The organism is Embleya sp. L77 (assembly GCF_055557415.1).
In genome coordinates this window covers 1,017,529-1,035,086 of sequence record NZ_CM145709.1, presented here as the reverse complement: position 1 = coordinate 1,035,086, position 17,558 = coordinate 1,017,529, and the positions used below count along the sequence as shown (strand labels likewise).

Annotated in this window: 6 protein-coding genes and 1 pseudogene; 5 read left to right on the top strand and 2 right to left on the bottom strand. The window is 73.2% G+C overall.

Annotation, left to right across the window (positions count from 1 at the left end; all coding sequences use genetic code 11):
• Positions 1-19: 19 nt before the first annotated feature.
• The 4 genes and pseudogenes from ACZOOI_RS04180 to ACZOOI_RS04165 all read left to right on the top strand — a co-directional run.
• A pseudogene (locus tag ACZOOI_RS04180) lies at positions 20-12,431 on the top strand (type I polyketide synthase); the annotation flags it as partial.
• A gap of 15 nt (positions 12,432-12,446) precedes the next feature.
• On the top strand, positions 12,447-13,712 hold the full coding sequence (locus ACZOOI_RS04175) for an alpha/beta fold hydrolase (RefSeq protein ID WP_465281110.1): 1,266 nt from the start codon (positions 12,447-12,449) through the stop codon (positions 13,710-13,712).
• Positions 13,713-13,764: 52 nt separating this feature from the next.
• Positions 13,765-14,229, top strand: a complete 465-nt coding sequence (locus ACZOOI_RS04170; protein WP_465279455.1) for a nuclear transport factor 2 family protein — start codon at positions 13,765-13,767, stop codon at positions 14,227-14,229.
• The gene (locus ACZOOI_RS04165) at positions 14,226-14,708 is read left to right on the top strand and encodes a nuclear transport factor 2 family protein (RefSeq protein WP_465279454.1); all 483 of its coding nucleotides are present in this window, start codon (positions 14,226-14,228) and stop codon (positions 14,706-14,708) included. The genes ACZOOI_RS04170 and ACZOOI_RS04165 overlap by 4 nt, the downstream gene beginning before the upstream one ends.
• Before the next feature lie 164 nt (positions 14,709-14,872).
• On the opposite strand, the gene ACZOOI_RS04160 is transcribed toward ACZOOI_RS04165, so the two are convergent.
• Positions 14,873-15,520, bottom strand: coding sequence for a 4'-phosphopantetheinyl transferase family protein (locus tag ACZOOI_RS04160; protein WP_465281109.1), 648 nt, complete (start codon positions 15,518-15,520; stop codon positions 14,873-14,875).
• 29 nt (positions 15,521-15,549) lie between these two features.
• Positions 15,550-16,449 (bottom strand): metallophosphoesterase, encoded by a 900-nt coding sequence (locus tag ACZOOI_RS04155; protein WP_465279453.1) that lies wholly within the window; start codon positions 16,447-16,449, stop codon positions 15,550-15,552.
• A 218-nt stretch (positions 16,450-16,667) separates the two neighbouring features.
• On the opposite strand from ACZOOI_RS04155, the gene ACZOOI_RS04150 reads away from it, so the two are divergent.
• Positions 16,668-17,450: an AfsR/SARP family transcriptional regulator gene (locus tag ACZOOI_RS04150; protein ID WP_465279452.1), complete on the top strand. Its 783-nt coding sequence runs from the start codon at positions 16,668-16,670 to the stop codon at positions 17,448-17,450.
• The last annotated feature ends 108 nt before the right edge of the window (positions 17,451-17,558 follow it).

Sequence of the window (17,558 nt, the reverse complement as noted above, 5' to 3'; positions counted from 1 at the left end):
CCCTGCGAAAGGCACAACCATCATGAGCGACCAGCAGATCCGCCACCTGCTCAAGCGGCTCACCGTCGAGCTGCACGACACCCGGGAACGGCTCAAGGAAGCGCAGAACCAGACCCCCGAGCCGATCGCGATCGTCTCCGCCGCGTGCAGGCTGCCCGGTGGCGCCGAGTCGCCCGAGCAGTTGTGGCGCATCCTGGCCGAAGGCATCGACGTGGTCGGCGACTTCCCGCAGGACCGCGGCTGGGACGTCGAGGAGTTGTACGATCCGGATCCCGATCGACCCGGCACCTCGTACACCCGGCAGGGCGCATTCCTGTCCGACATCGCGGGGTTCGATGCCGAGTTCTTCGGCATCTCGCCCCGCGAGGCGCTCGCCACCGACCCGCAACACCGGCTCCTGCTGGAGACCGCCTGGGAGTTGTTCGAGCGGGTCGGCATCGACCCCACCACGCTGGCGGGCAGCCGGACCGGCGTCTTCGCGGGTCTGAACGGCCAGGACTACGCGGCCCGGCTGACCGCGGTGCCCGACGAGGTCGGCGGGTACATCGGCAACGGCAACGCGGCGAGCGTGGCGTCCGGGCGGATCGCCTACTCGTTCGGATTCGAGGGTCCGGCGGTGACCGTGGACACCGCGTGCTCGTCCTCACTGGTGGCGTTGCACCTGGCGGCGCACTCGTTGCGCAGCGGCGAATGCGACCTGGCGCTCGCGGGGGGCGTGACGCTGATGGCGTCGCCGCTGGGGTTCATCGAGTTCTCCCGGCAGCGCGGCCTGGCGCCGGACGGACGCTGCAAGGCGTTCGCCGGCGCGGCCGACGGCACCGGCTGGTCCGAGGGCACCGGCCTGGTTCTGGTCGAACGGCTGGCCGACGCCCGTCGGTTGGGCCATCGGGTACTCGCGGTGCTGCGCGGCAGTGCGGTCAACCAGGACGGTGCGTCCAACGGGCTGACCGCGCCGAACGGTCCTTCCCAGCAGCGGGTGATCCGGCAGGCGCTGCGCAATGCCCGGCTGACCGCGGCCGACATCGACGCGGTCGAGGCGCACGGCACCGGGACGACGCTGGGCGACCCGATCGAGGCGCAGGCGCTGATCGCGACCTACGGCCGGGACCGGCCCGAGGACCGGCCGTTGTGGATCGGCTCGGCCAAGTCCAACATCGGGCACACCCAGGCCGCCGCCGGGATCGTCGGCGTGATCAAGATGATCGAGGCGATGCGGCACGGCGTGCTGCCCAAGACGTTGCACGTGGACGAGCCGACCCCGCACGTGGACTGGTCGGCGGGCGCGGTCCGCCTGCTCACCGAGGCGCGCGCGTGGCCGGAGACCGGGCGTCCGCGTCGGGCCGGCATCTCCGCGTTCGGCGCGAGCGGTACGAACGCGCACCTGATCCTGGAGCAGCCCGAACCCGTCGAGGCCGATGCGGCCGTCCGACCCGTCGAGACGGACCGGGCCGACGAGGCGGTCGGATCGGGCGAAGAACGCGCGGGCGGGCTGCCCGCCGTGCCGTGGCTGCTCTCCGCGCGGACGCCCGCCGCGCTGCGCGCCCAGGCGGCAAAGCTCGCGGCACACGTCAGAGACGCCGCGGTCAGGGCGCGCGACATCGTCGACATCGGCCATTCGCTGGCCACTTCCCGGGCCAGGTTCGACGAGCGCGCCGTGCTGGTCGCCGGGGACCCGGCCGGGTTCCTGGCCGGCCTCGACGCGCTCGCGGCCGACCCGGCGGCCGCGGCGGTCACGGGCTCGGCGCGCGGTTCGGCCGCCGGATCCGGTGCGCTGGCCTACCTGTTCACCGGCCAGGGCAGCCAGCGGGTCGGCATGGGCCGTGAACTGTACGACGCCTACCCCGTGTTCGCCGCCGCGTTCGACGAGGCCGCCGCCGCGCTGGACCGCGAGCTCGCCGGCCACGTCCGACATCCGTTGCGCGACGTGGTGTTCGGGGTGGCCGAGGACGCGGCCGAGCAGCTGGATCGCACCGTGTACGCGCAGCCGGCCCTGTTCGCGATCGAGGTCGCGCTGTACCGGCTGTATGCGTCGTGGGGCCTGCGGCCGGACTTCGTCACGGGACACTCGCTCGGCGAACTCACCGCCGTACACGTCGCGGACGTGCTCTCGCTCGCGGACGCCGCGACGCTGGTGGCGGCCCGGGCCCGACTGATGCAGGCGATGCCGACCACCGGCGCGATGATCGCCATCCAGGCCACCGAGCAGGAGGTCGTCACCGCGCTGGCCGGGCACGAGGAACTGGTCGGCATCGCGGCGATCAACGGACCGCACGCGATCGTGCTCTCCGGCGACACCGACGCGGCACTCGCGGTCGCCGCCGGGTTCGCCGAACAGGGCCGCAAGACGAAGCGACTGCGGGTCAGCCACGCGTTCCACTCGCCGCTGATGGCCGGGATGCTCGCCGAGTTCGAGCGGATCGCGGCCACGCTCACCTACCGGGCACCACGCGTCCCGGTGGTCTCCAACCTCACCGGTCGGCCCGCCGGCATCGAGGAACTGGGCGACCCGGGGCACTGGGTGGCGCACGTGCGCCACGCGGTCCGCTTCCGGGACGTGATCGAGCACCTCGCGACGGCCGGCGTGACCACGTATCTGGAGCTAGGCCCGGACGGCGTGTTGACCGCGATGGCCCAGGACACCCTGGCCGAGGCGCCCGCCACCGGCGAGCCCGTCGCCGACAAATCCGCAGCCGACAAACCCGTGGCCGACGAGCCCGCGTTCGCCGCCGCGCTGCGTCGTGACCGGCCGGAACCGGACACCGCGCTGCTCGCGCTGGGCACCGCGTACGCGCACGGCCACGACGTGGACTGGTCCGCGCTGTACGCCGGTTCCGGCGCACGTCGGGTCGACCTGCCGACCTACGCCTTCCAGCACCGGCGCTTTTGGATCGAGCAACCGGCGGCCGGTGCCGCGAACGCCTCCGGGCTCGGACTCGCGGCGGCGGACCACCCGCTCCTGGCCGCCTCGCTGCGGGTGGCCACCGGCGAGGTCACGGCGGCGGCCGGCGGGACCGATGCGGTGCTGCTGACCGGCCGACTGTCCGTGCGCACGCATCCGTGGTTGGCCGACCACGTCGTATTCGGTTCGGCCCTGGTGCCCGGAACGGCCTTCGTGGAGGCGGCGATCCGGGCCGGCGACGAAGTCGGCCTGGACACCGTCGACGAGTTGGTGATCGAGGCGCCGCTGATCCTGCGCGAGCGGGACGCGGTGCATCTCCAGGTGGTGGTCGGCGACTCGGCGGGCGAGCGGGCCGACCGGCGGTCGATCGCGGTGTACGCGCGGCCGGAGCACGCCGAGCCGGACGCGCCGTGGGTGCGGCACGCGGCCGGCTTCCTGACCGCGTCCGGGGATGCGCCGAGCCTCGCCGCCGAGCCCGAGCAGTGGCCACCGGTCGGAGCGACGGTGCTCGACGTGAGCGGGGCCTACGCCGCGCTCGCCGAGGCCGGAATCGCATACGGGCCCGCCTTCCGGGGCCTGCGCGCCGCCTGGCGGCTCGGCGACGAACTGCTCGCCGAGACCGCGCTGCCCGCCGAACAGCACCCGGACGCGGCCCGGTTCGGCCTCCACCCGGCGCTGCTCGACGCGGCGCTGCACATCGCCTCGGTGCGTAGCCTGGACGAGTCCGACGCGGGTGAGGGCCGCCGCCTGCCGTTCGCCTGGAACGGTGTGCGGCTGCACGCCACCGGCGCGACCGCGCTGCGCATCCGGATCGCGATGACCGGTCCCGGGGAGCTGACCTTCACGGCCACCGACGAGAGCGGCGCGCCGGTGGTGTCGATCGAGGCGCTGGCGACCCGGCCGGTGACGGCGGATCAGCTGGACGGGACCCGCTCGGCCGGTCAGGACGCGCTGTTCGAGCTCGACTGGGTCGAACAACCCGCGGTCGCCGCGCCCGGTACGACCGCGGTGACCGCACTCGACGCGGACTCCGGGCAGCTCGACGACGGCACCCTCGTGCTGCTGGTCGAGGCCGCCACTGAGGACCCCGTCGGCGCCGCGCACCGCGAGAGTGCCCGCGCCCTGGCGGCACTCCAGGGCGACGCCGAGCGCATCCTGGTGCTCACCCGCGGCGCGTTCGCCGTGGCCGACGGCGACGTACCCGACCCGGCCGGCGCAGCGGTGGCCGGCCTGGTCCGCTCGGCCCAGTCCGAACAGCCGGGCCGGATCGTGCTGATCGACCTCGACGGGGACACCGCCGTGCCGGCCGCGGCGTACGCAAGCGCACTCGCGGCCGACGAACCCCAACTCGCGGTGCGCGCGGGGGCGCTGTACGTGCCGCGGCTGCGCCGGCCCGTGCCGCTGGATCCGCGCGAAGTGCGCGGCTGGGATCCCGAAGGCACGGTCCTGATCACCGGCGGCGTCGGGGCGCTCGGCGCCCTGCTCGCCCGCCATCTGGTGGTCGAACACGGCATGCGGCGGCTGCTGCTGACCGGCCGTCGGGGGACGGACACCCCCGGAGCGGCCGACCTGGTCACCGAGCTGACCGGGCTCGGCGCGCACGTGCGTGTCGCGGCGACGGACGTGTCCGACCGGGAGGCCCTGGCCGCGCTGATCGCGAGCGTGCCGGCGGCCTACCCGCTGACCGCCGTCGTGCATGCGGCCGGGGTGATCGACGACGGCGTGCTCGACGCCCTCACCCCCGAGCGGGTGTCCGCGGTACTGCGGCCCAAGGCCGACGCGGCCTGGCACCTGCACGAGCTGACCAGGCATCAGGACCTGGCGGGCTTCGTGCTGTTCTCCTCGGTGGCGGCGGTACTCGGCGGTCCCGGCCAGGGCAACTACGCGGCGGCCAACAGCTTCCTGGACGCACTCGCCGTCCGGCGCCGCGCGCTTGCCCTGCCCGCGGTGTCGTTGGCGTGGGGCATGTGGGCCGAGGCGGGCGGCATGACCGCGCACCTGGCCGAGGCGGACCGACAGCGGGCGGCCCGGGCCGGGATCCGCGCGCTGGCCTCGGCGGACGGGCTGCGGCTGTTCGACCTGGTGGTGCGGCCGGACGGTGGTTCGACCACGTCGGACCGGGCCGTGCTGATTCCCGCGCCGCTGGATCCGGCGGGTCTGCGGGCCCGACCACACGCCGTACCCGCGCTGCTGCGTGGCCTGGTCCGGCCGCAGCGGCGGCAGGCGGTCAAGGCGGCGGGCGCGGCCTCGCTCGCACAGCGGTTGGCCGGTCTCGGCCGGGCCGAGCGCGAGCAGGTGCTGGTCGACCTGGTCCGCGCCGAGGTCGCCGGCGTACTGGGTGCGGATCCCGAGGCGGTCGGCGCCCGGCGGGCATTCGGCGACCTGGGTATGGACTCGCTCACCGCCGTCGAACTGCGCAACCGGCTCAACGCCGGCACCGGCCTGCGGTTGCCCGCGACGCTGGTGTTCGACTACCCGACGCCGGGTGCGCTCGCCGAATACCTGCGCGGCGAACTGCTGGGCGACGCGCCGGCCGAGGCGGCGCCACCGGCCGCGGCGAACGGGCCCGTCGGGATGGCGGACGATCCGATCGTGATCGTCGGCACGGCCTGCCGACTCCCCGGCGGCGTCGCCTCCCCGGGTGATCTGTGGCGCCTGGTCGAAACCGGCACCGACGCCGTGGGGGAGTTCCCGACCGATCGCGGCTGGGACGTCGAGGACCTGTTCGACCCGGACCCGGAGGCGGCCGGCAAGTCGTACACCCGGCACGGCGGATTCCTCTACGACGCCGCCGACTTCGACGCGGGCTTCTTCGAGATCTCGCCGCGCGAGGCGCTGGCCACCGATCCGCAGCAGCGGCTGCTCCTGGAGACCACGTGGGAGGTGATCGAGCGGGCCGGCATCGACCCGACCACGCTGCGCGGCAGCCGGACCGGCGTGTTCGCCGGCGTGATGTACCACGACTACGCGCCGCATCCGGGCAACGTGCCCAGCGCGTTGGAGGGTTACGTCGGCAACGGCAACGCGGGCAGCGTCGCCTCCGGCCGGATCTCCTACTCGTTCGGCTTCGAGGGCCCGGCGGTGACCGTGGACACCGCGTGCTCGTCCTCGCTGGTCACCCTGCACCTGGCCGCGCAGTCGCTGCGGCTGGGCGAGAGCGATCTGGCGGTCGCCGGCGGCGTGGCGGTGATGGCCTCGCCGGGTGCGTTCACCGAATTCTCCCGGCAGCGCGGGTTGTCCGTGGACGGTCGTTGCAAGGCGTTCGCGGGGGCGGCGGACGGCGTCGGCTGGGCCGAGGGCATCGGCATGCTGCTCCTGGAGCGGCTCTCGGACGCGCGGCGCAACGGGCACCACGTGTTGGCGGTGGTGCGCGGCAGCGCGGTGAACCAGGACGGCGCGTCCAACGGTCTGACCGCGCCGAACGGCCCTTCCCAGCAGCGGGTGATCCGTCAGGCGCTCGCGAACGCGGGGGTCTCGGCGGCCGATGTGGACGTGGTGGAGGCGCACGGGACGGGTACGACGCTGGGTGATCCGATCGAGGCGCAGGCGTTGTTGGCCACCTACGGTCAGGGACGACCGGCCGATCGGCCGCTGTGGTTGGGTTCGTTGAAGTCGAACATCGGTCATGCGCAGGCCGCTGCGGGTGTGGCGGGTGTGATCAAGATGGTCGAGGCGTTGCGACACGGGGTGTTGCCGAAGACGTTGCACGTGGACGAGCCGAGTCCGCATGTGGACTGGTCGGCGGGCGCGGTGCGGTTGTTGACCCAGGCCCGACCGTGGCCGGAGACCGGCCGTCCGCGGCGAGCCGGAGTGTCCTCGTTCGGGGTCAGCGGCACCAACGCGCACGTGATCCTGGAACAGCCACCGCTGGAGGCCGAACCCGCCCCGAACGACCCGCGGCCCGACGTGGTGCTGCCGTGGATCGTCTCCGCCAAACGGGCACCCGCCCTGCGCGGACAGGCCCAGCGGCTGGCCGCATTCGCCGCGGACGACCCGGACCCGGTGGACGTCGGCTCGGCCCTGATCGCCACCCGGGCCGCACTCGAAGAGCGCGCCGTGGTGATCGGTGGACGCGGCTCGCAGGCCGCGGGGCTGGCCGCGCTGGCCCGCGGCGACTCGGCCGCCGGCGTGGTGACCGGCTCGGCGGCCGGCACGCTCGGCCGCACGGTGTTCGTCTTCCCCGGCCAGGGCTCGCAGTGGCCCGGCATGGCCACCGAACTCCTCGCCCAGTCCCCCGTGTTCGCATCCCGCTTCGGCGAGTGCGCCAAGGCGCTGGAGCCGTTCGTGGACTGGTCGGCCGTCGACGTGCTGACCGGTGTCGAGGGCGCGCCCACGCTGGACCGGGTGGACGTGGTCCAGCCGGTGTTGTGGGCCGTGCTGGTCTCGCTCGCGCAGGTGTGGCGCTCGTACGGGGTGATCCCGGACGCGGTCGTCGGCCACTCGCAGGGCGAGATCGCCGCGGCCGTGGTCGCCGGCGGCCTCTCCCTCGCGGACGGCGCGCGGGTCGTGGCGTTGCGCAGCAGGGCGATCGTCGCGCTGTCCGGGCGCGGCGCGATGGCATCGCTGGCGCTCACCGAGTCGCAGGTACGAGCGCGGATCACCGAGTGGAACGGACGGATCTCGCTCGCGGCGGTGAACGGCCCCGGGCAGGTGGTGGTGTCGGGCGAGCCCGACGCCCTGGCCGAACTGGTCGATTCGGTCACGGCCGAGGGCGGCCGGGCCCGACTGATCCCGGTGGACTACGCGTCGCACTCGGCCCAGGTGAACGAGATCCGGGACCGGATCCTGGCCGACCTGGCCACGATCGAACCGGTCTCCGGCTCGATACCGCTCCGCTCGACCGTCACCGGCGAGTGGCTGGACACCGCGACGATGGACGCCGCCTACTGGGCGGACAACCTCCGGGAGACCGTGCGCTTCGAGGAGGCCACCCGCGCGCTCGCGGCCTCCGGGCACGGCGTGTTCGTCGAGGTCGGCCCGCATCCCGTGCTGGTGGCCGCGATCCAGGAGACCCTGGAGGCCGCCGAGACGACCCGGTCGCTGGTGGTCGGCACGCTGCGCCGCGACCAGGGCGGCGCGCAGCGCCTGTACACCTCGCTCGCCGAACTGTGGGTGCGCGGCGTCGAGGTCGACTGGAGCGCCGCCTACGCCGGATACCGGCCGCGGCGGGTGGAGTTGCCCACCTACGCATTCCAACGCGAGCGGTACTGGCTGGACGGGAGCCGGACCGCCCAGGGCGCTGCGACCGGGTCCGGTCCGCTGCCGGGCGAGCCGGAGCAGCGGCTCGCCGAGGACGCGGCACCCACACTGCCGGGTCGGCTCGTCGGCCTGGCCGGCGTCGAACGCGACGCCGCGATCCTGGAGTTCGTGCGCACCGAGACGGCCGCCGTGCTCGGGCACGGCGACCCGGTCGCCATCGAACCCGAACGCGCCTTCCGTGAACTCGGGTTCGACTCGCTGACCGCGGTGGAGTTGCGCAACCGGCTGAACGCGGGGTCGGGACTGCAACTGCCCGCCACGCTGATCTTCGACCACCCGAACCCGGCGGCCGTCGCCGAGTTCCTCGCGCAACAACCGGCGATCGCGGCTCCGGGCCTGCCGCTGCCGGCCGCTCTGGGCGAACTCGACCGACTGGATGCCGCGCTGACCGCGGACCTCGGCGACACGGATCGGCGGTCGGCGATCATCGACCGGCTGCGGAGGCTGGCCGACAAGTGGAGTGAGCCGGCCGTCACCGCGGGGCCCGCGATCTCCGACGAGATCGACCTGGACAGCGCCAGTGACGAGGAACTCTTCGGCCTGCTCGACGGCAACCTCGAATCCTTCTGATCCCCCCGGACCCACCCACCCCACCAGGAAAGGCAGTTCCATGTCGGACGAAGACAAGCTCCGGGGATATCTCAAGCGTGCGCTGGCCGATGTCCGCCAAGCCCGCAACCGGGTCCGCGAGGTGGAGGCGAGCCGGCACGAGCCGATCGCGATCGTCGGGATGGCCTGCCGGCTGCCCGGCGGCGTCGAGTCGCCCGAAGACCTGTGGCGGCTGGTCGAATCGGGCACCGACGCGGTCGGCGAGGCGCCCACAGATCGCGGCTGGGACCTGCGCGACATCTACGACCCCGACCCGGACCGACCCGGCACCACCTACACGACCGCAGGCTCCTTCCTGCCGGACGCCGGGGACTTCGACGCGGCCTTCTTCGGCATCTCGCCGCGCGAGGCGCCGGCCATCGACCCGCAGCAGCGCCTGCTCCTGGAGACCGCGTGGGACGCGTTCGAGCGGGCCGGCATCGATGTCACCGGGCTGCGTCGGACCCGGACCTCGGTGTTCACCGGGATCGCCGGCATCGACTACGCGCCTGCCCTGGATCAGGTCCCGGAGGAGTTGGAGGGATATCTCGGCACCGGAACGCTCGGCAGTGTGGCCTCCGGCCGGATCTCGTACACCTTCGGCTTCGAGGGCCCGGCGGTGACTGTGGACACCGCGTGCTCCTCCTCGCTGGTGGCGCTGCACCTGGCCGTGCAGTCGCTGCGCGCGGGGGAGAGCGATCTCGCGGTCGCGGGCGGGGCCACGGTGATGGCGTCGCCGATGGGCTATGTCGAGTTCTCCCGGCAGCGCGGGTTGTCCGTGGACGGCAGGTGCAAGGCGTTCGCCGCGTCGGCCGACGGCACCGGATGGGCCGAGGGCGTCGGCGTGCTGATCCTGGAGCGACTCTCCGACGCCCGGCGGCTCGGCCACCGGGTGCTCGCGGTGGTGCGCGGCAGCGCGGTGAACCAGGACGGCGCCTCGAACGGCCTGACCGCGCCCAACGGACCCGCACAGCAGCGGGTGATCCGGGAGGCGCTGGCCAACGCCGAGCTGGCCACGGCCGATGTGGACGTGGTGGAGGCGCACGGGACGGGTACGACGCTGGGTGATCCGATCGAGGCGCAGGCATTGTTGGCCACGTACGGGCAGGGTCGGGATGCCGATCGGCCGCTGTGGTTGGGTTCGTTGAAGTCGAACATCGGTCATGCGCAGGCCGCTGCGGGTGTGGCGGGTGTGATCAAGATGGTCGAGGCGTTGCGGCACGGCGTGTTGCCCAGGACGCTGCACGCCGAGGAGCCGACGCCGCATGTGGACTGGTCGGCGGGCGCGGTCCGGTTGTTGACGCAGGCGCGACCGTGGCCGGAGGCGGATCGGCCGCGTCGGGCGGCGGTGTCGGCGTTCGGGGTGAGCGGGACGAACGCCCACGTCATCCTCGAACTCCCGGAAGCCGAGGTCGAGATCCCGGCGGAGCGGGACGAGCTGCCGGAGCCTGCCGTGTTGCCGTGGGTGGTGTCGGCGAAGACGCCGGAGGCATTGCGGGCGCAGGCGGGTCGACTCGCGGAACGGCTCGGCACGGACCCGTCACCGCGGACCGCCGATGTGGGCTTCTCGCTGGTGTCCACCCGGGCCACCTTCGGCGAGCGGGCCGTGGTGGTCGGCGACCGGAACGCGCTGACCGAGGCGCTGGACGCGGTACGGCGCGGCGATTCCGCGACCGGCGTGATCACCGGATCGGCCGGGCCGCTCGGGAAGACCGTGTTCGTCTTTCCCGGCCAGGGTTCGCAGTGGTCCGGCATGGCGGCGGAACTCTTCGCCCGGTCGCCGGTGTTCGCGGCCGGCTACGAGCAGTGCGCCAAGGCACTGGAGCCGTTCGTCGACTGGTCGCCGGTCGAGGTGTTGACGGGTGTGCCGGGTGCGCCGTCGTTGGATCGGGTGGATGTGGTCCAGCCGGTGTTGTGGGCGGTGTTGGTGTCGTTGGCCGAGGTGTGGCGGTCCTTCGGAGTGACCCCGAATGCGGTCGTGGGGCATTCCCAGGGGGAGATCGCGGCGGCGGTGGTGGCCGGTGGGTTGTCCCTGGAGGACGGTGCGCGTGTGGTGGCGTTGCGCAGTAGGGCGATCGTGGCCTTGTCGGGTCGTGGCGGGATGGCGTCGGTGGCCGAGCCGGTGGCGGCGGTCCGCGAGCGGCTTGCCGGGTGGGACGGGCGGATCTCGGTCGCGGCGGTGAACGGTCCCGGACAGGTCGTCGTCTCCGGAGAGCCGGAGGCGCTCGCGGAGTTGGTTGCCTCGGTGACGGCGGAGGGCGGTCGGGCCCGGCTGATTCCGGTGGACTACGCGTCGCATTCGGCCCAGGTGGAGGAGATCCGGGAGCGGATCGTGGCCGATCTGGCCGGGATCGCGCCCGTCTCCGGGAGCGTCCCGGTGTGGTCGACGCTGACCGGGGACTGGATCGATACGGCGCAGCTGGACGGCGCGTACTGGGCGAGCAACCTGCGGGAGACGGTGCGGTTCGAGGAGGCCGTGCGAGGGCTTGCGTCTTCCGGGCATGGGGTGTTCGTGGAGGTGAGTCCGCATCCGGTGTTGACGTCGGCGATCGAGGCGACGTTGGAGGAGGCGGGTGCGCCGGATTCGGTCGTGGTGGGGACGTTGCGACGCGATCAGGGTGGCCTGCAACGCCTGTACACCTCGCTGGCCGAAGCCTTCGTCCGCGGCGTGCCGGTGGACTGGGCGGGTGCCTACACCGAACACCAGCCGGATCGCGTCGAGTTGCCCACCTACGCCTTTCAGCGCAGGCGCTACTGGCGGGAGACCCTCGCCCGACCCGCGGCCGACGCCGCCGCGCTGGGTCTACGTTCGGTCGATCACCCCCTGCTCGGCGCGTCCGTGCGCACCGGCGACGGCGACGACGTGCTGCTGACCGGACGGATCTCGGTGCGTTCGCATCCGTGGCTGGCCGATCACGCGGTCCAGGGCACCGTGCTGTTGCCGGCCTCCGCGTTCCTGGAGCTGGCGGTGCGGGCAGGCGACGAGGTCGGCCTGGACACCGTCGACGAGTTGGTGATCGAGGCGCCGCTGATCCTGGCCGATCCGGACCAGGCCGTGCACCTCCGGGTCGCGGTGGCCGCGACGGGCGAGGACGGACGCCGCCCGTTCGCGGTGTTCTCACGGGAGGAGTCGGCTTCGGACGACGCGGAGTGGGTGCGGCACGCCGGCGGGTTCCTCGGACCCGAACCGGTCGGGGCCGAGGACGGACCCGCGCCCGGCCTCGGCGACTGGCCGCCTGCCGACGCGGTCGAGGTGCCGGTGGCCGACGCCTACGAGCTGTTGGCCGCCGCCGGGATCGACTACGGGCCGGTGTTCCAGGGGCTCCGGGCGGCCTGGCGCGCCGACGGGGCGCTGTTCGCGGACGTCGTGCCGGACGTGGAGCAGACCGACGACGCGGCCCGGTTCGGGGTGCATCCGGCACTGCTCGACGCGGCGCTGCACGTCGCGGTGGTGGATGCGCTGCGGCGCGCCGAGGAGGCCGACGAACCGGCCGCGATCAGCCTCGCCTACGCCTGGAACGACGTGCGGCTGCACGCGACCGGAGCCGACCGGCTGCGGGTTCGACTCACCCCGGTCGGACCGGACGCGGTGTCGATCGAGACCTTCGACGAGACCGGGGCGCCTGTGCTCTCGGTCGGGTCGCTGATCTCGCGCCCCGTACCCGGTGGCCGGCTCGCCGGCGCCGGCAGTCGACCGCGGGTGGTCGGGGCCGGCGCGCCGAACCCGGGCGCCGCACGGCGGACCCGGCGGACCGCGCGCTCGGCGCCGGCGATCGCCCGATCGACGCTCGCACAACGGCTCGCGGCGGCCTCCGAGGGCGAGCGGGAGCAGATCCTCGCGGACCTGGTGCGCACCGAACTCGGCGTCGTGCTCGGTCACGCGGCCGACGAGTCGGTGGAGGCCGACCAGGCGTTCCTGGAGGTCGGCCTCGACTCGCTGACCGCCGTGGAACTGCGCAACCGGCTGGCCGCCGCGACCGGTCTCCGGTTGCCCGCCACGGTCACGATCGCGCACCCCACCCCGCGCGCCCTCGCCCTGCACCTGCGCGCCGAGCTGGCGGGGCAAAGCAAGGCGCCCGTGTCGCACGCGGGTTCGGAAGAGGCTCCCGTCGAGCGCACCAGGGGTGCGCTGGCCGCCTTCTACGTCCAGCTGTGCGCGGCCGGGAAGTACAACACCGCGGCAGAGGTGATCATGGCCTCCGCGGGCCTGCGGCCGTCCTTCCCGGAGGCCGAACGGGACCGACACGTCAAACCCGTGCTGCGCTTCGCCGGCGGCGATGCCGGCCCCGCGATCGTCTGCTTCCCGTCGCTGAGCGCGATCTCCGGGCCGCACGAGTACGCCCGGTTCGGGCAGGTGTTCCAGGGCGAGCGGGACGTGTTCGTGATCCAGACGCCGGGCTTCGCGGCCGACGAGTCGTTGCCCGATCACGCCGACACGCTGCTGCGCATGCACGTGGAATCGGTGCGGGCGACCGTGGGCGATCGACCGTTCATCGTGGTGGGGCGCTCGATGGGCGGCTGCATCGCGCACGAGGTGACCCGTCGACTGGAGGCCGAGGGGGTCAGGCCGCTCGCACTCGGGCTGATCGACACGTTTCCGATCGACACCGCGCTGGTGCCGGGCATGGACTGGTGGCTGCCCGCGATGATCGAGGGTCTGCTCGGCCGGGTCGCGCAGTACGACATGACGCTGGACGACACCAACCTGAGCACGATGGGCCTGTACCAGAGGCTGTTCGCGGACTGGAAGCCGCAGCCGATCGCGACGCCCACCCTGGTCGCGCAGGCACAGACGCCGGTGGCGGGCACCGTGATCGACCCGGAGGGTCGCTGGGACTGGCGGGCGTACTGGCCGCTGCCACACGACCTGATCGGCATCACCGGCGACCACTTCACCGTGCTGGAGGACCACGCCGACCTGACGGCGACGACGATCGTGGACTGGGCGGCCGGGCTGTCCGGGTGACCCGCGCCACCACCGCAGTGACCCGCAACACCACTACGAGGCTGGGAAATTCATGACGAAGGTACTGTCCCCGGTGGATCTGGCCGAGATCCACCGCACGCTCGCGCTGTTCGCGCACGTCTTCGACAACGGCGACGTGGCCGGGCTCGACCTGGTGTTCACCGAGGACGTCGTGGTCGAGATCGGCGTCGGCCCGGCGCGGGCCTTCCGGGGCATCGCCGAGTTCGCCGAGTACACCCGGGGCAAGAGCGCGGCGACGCCCGACCACCACACGCTCAACACCACCGTCGAGGTGGACGAGCACGGTCAAGTCCAGGCGCGCAGCCGCTACATCGGGATCAACCCGGCCGGTCGGCTCACCGGCGGCGAATTCCTGGACATTCTGCGCCGCACGCCGGCCGGCTGGCGGATCGCCTATCGACTGAGTCTGCCGCGGGCCCCACGGCAGGCGGGCGCGGGCGTGGTCAAGGCCGAATTCCCGCTGCCGGTCCGGCTTTCCGAGGTGGTCGCGCCGTGACCGCCCGACCGACCCTGCGCGCCGAGGACGTCGCGGAAATTCACGACACGCTCGCGCTGTTCGCGCACGTCTTCGACAACGACGACATCGCGGACCTCGCCCGGGTGTTCACCGACGACGCGGTGATCGAGAACACGATCGGAAGCGGTTACACGATCGACGGCCTGGCCTCGGCCCGGCAGTTCACCGGTCGGCGCAGCCCGGACACCCCCGACCACCAGACCCTGGACACGGTGCTCCTGGTGGACGCGAGCGGCACGGTCCGGGCCCGCAGCCGCTACATCGCGACGCTGATCGACGGCGAGGTGCACGGCGGGGACTACTACGACATCCTGGAGCGCACCGCGCGCGGTTGGCGGATCAGGTACCGGGTCTCGGTGCCGCGGCACCCGATCCTGGACCGGATCGACCTGCCGGCAGAGTTCGCCGACGCGTGGCGGCCCACCGCGGAGAACGTGGTCCGGTTCGAACGGGACTGACCGACGGATCCGGGCGGGGCCGACACGTTCGGGACGGACCGGCGGTCACGCCCGGCCAGGACCGGCCGACGCACCCCGGAAGGAGCGGTCGACGCGTTCGCGGCGTCCGCCCCACGGACCCGGACCGGGGCCCGAGGACACGCCTCGGGCCCCGGCCGACCGAATCAGTTCCGGCGGGCCACCGCGATCGTGGTCAGTGCGATGCCCGCATCGACCTGCCAGCGCCCGGCGAACCCGTCCAGCGGACGGTCCTCGATCAACAACCGGGCGGCGAAGGTGCCGGCCGCCGGGTCGAACTCGATCTCCGCCTCGGCGAAGTCCAACCAGCGCTCGGTGAGCGGGAACCACGCCTTGTAGACGGACTCCTTGGCGCTGAACAGCAGCCGGTCCCAGGCGATGTCGGGCCGACCGGCGGCCAGGTCGGCCAGGTGTTTGCGCTCGGTCTCCGACGAGACGGTCGTCAACACCCCGTCCGGCAGCGGCAACGCCGGTTCGGCGTCGATGCCCAGTGTGAGCAGCGCGGCCCGATCCGCGACGGCCGCGGCGCGATATCCGGCGCAGTGCGTCATGCTGCCGACCACGCCCGCCGGCCAGCCGGGCGCACCGCGCAACCCCGGCAGCAGCGGCGCGGCCGGCACCCCCATTCGGGCCAACGCCCGTCGCGCGCACCTGCGTACGGTGGTGAACTCGCGGCGGCGCTTGTCCACCGCCTTGGTCAGCAGCGCCTCCTCGGCCGGGAACAGCGGCGGCCCGTCCGGGTCGTCGAAGGATTCCTCGGCGAAGACCTCCGGCGGCAGTATCCGGGCGATCATCGAACCTCCGGCGTCGGCTCGGGAGATGGTCATCGGGCACCCGCCTGCCGGCCCGAGCCGGTGGTCGCGGCGGTGTCGCTGCTCTCGGCGGGCACGATCCGGCGCGGGATCGGCCGCCGCAACCCGTTCTTGCGCTCGCGCGGATAGCCGAGCGAGACCTCCTCGAAGCGCACCCCGTCGTACCACGTGGTGCGCGGGATGTGCAGGTGGCCGTACACCACGGCGGCGGTCGGGAAGCGGCGATGCCAGTCGGCGGTCAGTTCGGTGCCGCACCACTGGACGAACTCCGGGTGCCACATCACGTCCGTGGGCTGCCGGACCAGCGGGAAATGATTGACCATCAGCAGCGGCGCGGCCGGATCGGCCGCCGCCGCGAGCCGGCCCTCGCTGTACGCCACCCGGGCCCGGCACCACTCGCCGCGGCTCGGATAGGGGTCGGGGTGCAGCATGAACTCGTCGCTGCACACCACGCCCGCCTCGTACGCGGCGTCCAGCGCCTCCTGCTGCGTGGTCGCGCCGGGCGGGCGCCAGGTGTAGTCGTAGAGCACGAACAGCGGTGCCACGGTGACCGGGCCGCCCGGCCCGTCCCAGACCGCGAACGGATCCTCCGGTGTGAGTACGCCCAATTCACGGCACATCGCGACCAGATGCCGGTAGCGCCGCTCGCCGCGCAGTTGCACGGGGTCGTCCGGGGTGGACCACAGCTCGTGGTTGCCGGGCACCCAGATCACTCGCGCGAAGCGGTCGGCGAGTAACCGAAGGGTCGCCATGGTGTCGTCGACGTGCTCGGCCACGTCACCCCCGACGATGATCCAGTCGTCGTCGGTACGGGGCCGGATGCCGTCGACGATCGCGCGATTGGACGGGATCGCGGAATGCAGGTCGCTGACGGCGTACAACGCGCGCTCGGGCGAACGGGCAGTGCTCATCGATCGACCATAGGCGGATTCGAGGGGTGCAGGGAAGGCCGACGCGGCCGAGTGCAGTTACCGCGCAATTCCCGTGCAAGGCCGCGTAGGGGTTGGTCAGGGGTACGCGACACGCCCGCCATATGTCACCGTCGTCAGTGAGCAGATCCGGACTGCCGGTGAGCAAGGCCGGACTACCGGTGAGCGTGACCCCGACCGCCAGAGAGAGGGAAGAGCCGTTGCGGTACGAGATTCTCGGCCCCGTGCGGATCGTCGACGGTGCCGAGCCGCGTACGATCGCCGCGCCCAAGCCGGAGACCCTCCTGGCCGCCCTGCTCGCGCGCCGGGGCCAGTTGTTGACGGTCGAGCAGATCGTCGCCGAGATCTGGCCCGGCGCCCGACCGCAGCGAGCCAAGTCCACGGTGCACGTGTACGTGTCCCGACTGCGGGCGATGCTCGGCACCTCGGGACCCGCGCGCAGCGGCCCGTTGGCCACGTGTGCCGGCGGCTACGTCCTGCACACGGGACCGGACCGGTTGGACGCGGACGCCTTCCACGGCCTGGTCGACCGGGGCCGGGCCGGTCTGCGGGCCGGGCGCCGGCACGAGGCGGCCGAGACGTTCACGAGTGCGCTGGACCTGTGGCGCGGGCCGGCCTACGCGGGTGTCGCCCACGGCCCGATCGTGCGGGCGCACTCCGCACGCCTGGAGGCGTCCCGGCTGGAGTGCCTCGAACTGCTGGTCGAGGCCGACCTGGCGCTGGGCCGCTATCGGGAGAGCGTCGCCCGGCTGTACGCGCTGACCGCCGAGTATCCGCTGCACGAGAACTTCGCCCGGCACCTGATGGTCGCGCTGTACCACTGCGGCCGCCGCGGCGAGGCACTCACGGTGTACCGGGACGCCCGCGCCGCTCTGCGCGAACTGCTCGGCCTGGAGCCGTCCCGCGCGCTGCGCGAAGTCCAGCACGCGGTGCTCACCGGCGTGGAACCCCTGGGCGCGCGCACCGACTCGCTGGCAGGCTGACCACGGTCGCTTCGGCGACGACGACCGCGCCGGCCGTCGTGCCGGCAGCCCCTGCCGCGGCGGCCACGAGCAGACCCGCCACGACCACGGCGGTCACGACCACAGCAG